Here is a 3,352-nt window from a genome sequence, read left to right as displayed (position 1 = left end):
GCCGGTACTTGTTTAAGCCTGTTTGCCATGCCTGATGGGGAATGCAATCAATTGTATTGGCAAATTGCCGAACGTCTATTTGAGCCCAAGACCATGGGAGACATGTTGCGGCTGTTGCTTCCTGATAACACCATGTTGATTAGCTATGAAGTAACGGAAGAAAATCGCCAACAGTCTCTGCGCGAACGCGTAAAAAATCCAGTTTTTCATTTTGAAGCAAACAATCTTGCCTGTTTAACCCAAGAGCCTTCTCGTACTGCCTTGAGCCAATTTGCCGTAAGCGGCGGCCAGCTTTTTGATGTGACTGATCTCGTGCAATGGGAGTTTACTACCCATACAAAATTCTTTAACAGCCTCTTCCAACAATATCCAGAGTTAGCTGAAGCCCTTTATCAGCATAATGAAGCATTTAAAAAACTACGCCAACATTTATTGGCAGTAAGCAAAGGTCAATCACCACGAGAAGTTATTAAAGAATTCATCCAGCAGTTTCTTTTAGGCGGTGAAACCTTAACCGGGGAAACCTATGCCAGTCTTGAGGCACAAACAGCGGTAACCGATTTCTTTGGCTATTTGGAATCGCTTCCTGACACCCTGAAAGAGGCGCTATTAGAGTTAGAAACGCTGTCATCTGGCGTTTCATTGGACTACGTGTGTAAGCATTTAAAAGCTGAAAACTGTGTGGAGCAGGCTGCTGCCTATTTACAAGAAATTTTAAATAACAAGGATAATGCAGGTACTCTGGATACCAGACCGGATTTATCACCCGAACAATTACAGGGTATTCATCAGTCCTATGGCAAGTCTCATGCTTTATCTTCAGTAAGTGATAGCCCAACGGCACTCCCACTAAACTATCTTAAGAAAAACCTGGAAGCATTGGTTATTGAAGATATGCATGTCCTTTTAGATCTGCTCCTTGCCTTTCCTCCAGGTTATTACCCCATGTTATTCAAATATGCACAAATTTCCTACGATGCCACGTCACTGGGAGACATGATGGCAAGTGGGATTTTTTTAGGGGAACAACTAACCGCCCTTAATCAAGCCATTATTGATAATATGGAAAAATGGGGCGGTTTTTCTGCCTGTTTACAGTTTGCCCTCGATCATCACAATGATGAGCTAGTAAAACTCATTTTCTCTTTATTGGCGCAAGAGGAGCAACCTGCCGCTTTTCTGATTGAGCAATTGGGTGGTTTTTCTGCCAGTCTGCAAATAGCCATCGGCTACAAGAATCATGACTTACTCAAATTAATTCTTACTTCATTACCCCTTGAGGAACGACTGGCGGCTCTCCTCCAGGCCAAAACATCTGACGGTACCCCCATGTTGGCTTTCGCCACCATGAGAATGCCCTCACACTTCCATTGGATTTTGGGGTTATTGCCCGAAGAGCACCGCCTGACTGCACTGACGGCGAAACGCCCTACGGTTCTATACCTTATCGCTGATGACCCAGAAACCTTGGATACCACGTTGAGTCTATTACCAGAGCATGTGCGTCTAACCGCACTATCAGCCGAGAAAGGAAGCCGAAGTGGCTTATTACGCGCAATCTTTCACCCAGAGTCATTCAAAGTAATATTAGAACTGATGCCACCGACTGATCGCCTCCGTGTCGTTGCTGAACGGTTGTTCGACGACGTAAGTGCCAGCGAACTCATCTCTTCCCGTGAAGAATTTGAAACCGTCTTAAGTTTGTTGCCAGAAATCGCCCCCCCGACAAACACAGCCCACTCATCCAGGCAGAGCGAACAAATTGCAACGCTTTATGAGCATATCCAACAGTTGAAGAATGATGGCCTGGAATTATATAACCAGGTTGATGATAGAAACGCTGAAGCAGCAGGCAAAAAAGTCATTTCCCTGGCAATGAGTCTTAGCCATTTTGCCAATCGTGTTATTAGTGCGCAAACCGATGCCGAGCAACAAGTGGCACAAAAGCATTTTCTTGAAGTAATACAACAAGCTATTCCCGATCTGCGATATCCGGAATGGAAAGCTACCATAAGCGATATTGTCCTTGCTGCTATGGCTTATGCTCCGACCCCGTCAGAAGAGCTGGGTACGATGATAACAAGCGGACTCTTTAATAGCGGACAGTTAGATGATCTTAACCAGCTTCTTATTGAAAATACTGCGCAACTCGCTGGTTTTTCTGCAAACCTGGAATTTGCCATAACCTATAAAAATTATGGGTTAGTGAAGCTTATTATTTCTTCGTTATCCACAGAGGAGCGGCTAGCTACTCTCCTCGAAGCAAGGACGGCTAATAACGAGGGCATTTTGCACTTTGCCAGTAGACAGATACCAGAAGGTTTTAGCCTGATTTTAGAGCTATTACCGCCGGCCGATCGTCTTGATGCCGTCACTGCGGATCTTGTTAATGGGCAAATCCTCCTCCGGCGAATAATTGTTAGAGAAGATTTTGAAGCAGCCTTGAATTTATTGCCTGTGGTAGTAACGCCAACGAATCCAGCCTACTCAGTTAAGAGGAACGAACAAATTCTAGCGCTTTATAATAAGATTAATCAGTTAAAAAGCCACGGACTGAAATTATATAATCAACCCAATGACAAGAAAGCCGAAACGGAGGGTAAAAAAGCCCTTTGCTTAGCAATCAGTCTCAGTCACTTCGCCAACCAATTCATTCATGCCCAAAATGAAGCAGAGCAAGAGGCCGCACAAAGAAAGTTTCAGCGAGGATTACAGCAGAGTATGTTTGATATGCAACACCGCGCATTGTGGAAACCTATTCTCGCTAATATCGTCATTGCGGCTACAGGTCTTGGCCTGCTGGCTATTGGTTGGAAACTCTATATGACCGGAACCACCTTTTTTATGCAAACCGAACGGCATAAACAAATGGCTAAAATCGCTACGGACTTTACTGCTTTGCTCGTAGAGGAACCGCGTTCTTCGGCCAATTCCAGCGCCGATGAAATCGCCAGTCTCTTAAAAACCAGTTTGAGTGGCCCCTCCGCTTAAGAGGTTATTTTTTTATTTACACTCGCGGTAGAGAACTGCCGGGGCACTTAATCAATCAATACCTTGAGGTTTTTGTGGCTAATTTACTCACTGAAGAATTATATCATTTACTCGTCGAAAAACAGGCTCTAATTCAAGACCCTATTACTGTACCCCATGGTTACCCAAGCCTTAAGGCACAAACGATTCAGCAAGAGCTTGGTGATGAAATTGACGCTTTACTAACGCTTCTTAAACAAGGTATCGATGTATTTCAGCAAGGTTTTTTAGCGCGTTGTAAACAACGTGCTGAACAAAATGCCGGTACTTGTTTAAGCCTGTTTGCCATGCCTGATGGGGAATGCAATCAATTGTATTGGCA

General features: G+C 44.3%; 2 protein-coding genes. Both read left to right on the top strand.

The window, feature by feature from the left end:
• A partial coding sequence (locus ACN4Z1_RS15830) for a hypothetical protein (protein WP_419413474.1) occupies window positions 1–2,991 on the top strand: 2,991 nt, incomplete at its 5' end.
• Between the two features lie 74 nt (window positions 2,992–3,065).
• Window positions 3,066–3,352 (top strand): hypothetical protein (locus ACN4Z1_RS15825; RefSeq protein WP_419413473.1); only part of this gene is annotated, 287 nt, incomplete at its 3' end.

This window comes from Legionella sp. ST3F1, from assembly GCF_048553315.1.
Lineage (GTDB): Bacteria > Pseudomonadota > Gammaproteobacteria > Legionellales > Legionellaceae > Tatlockia > Tatlockia donaldsonii.
This window is presented reverse-complemented; position numbering and strand designations above follow the sequence as displayed.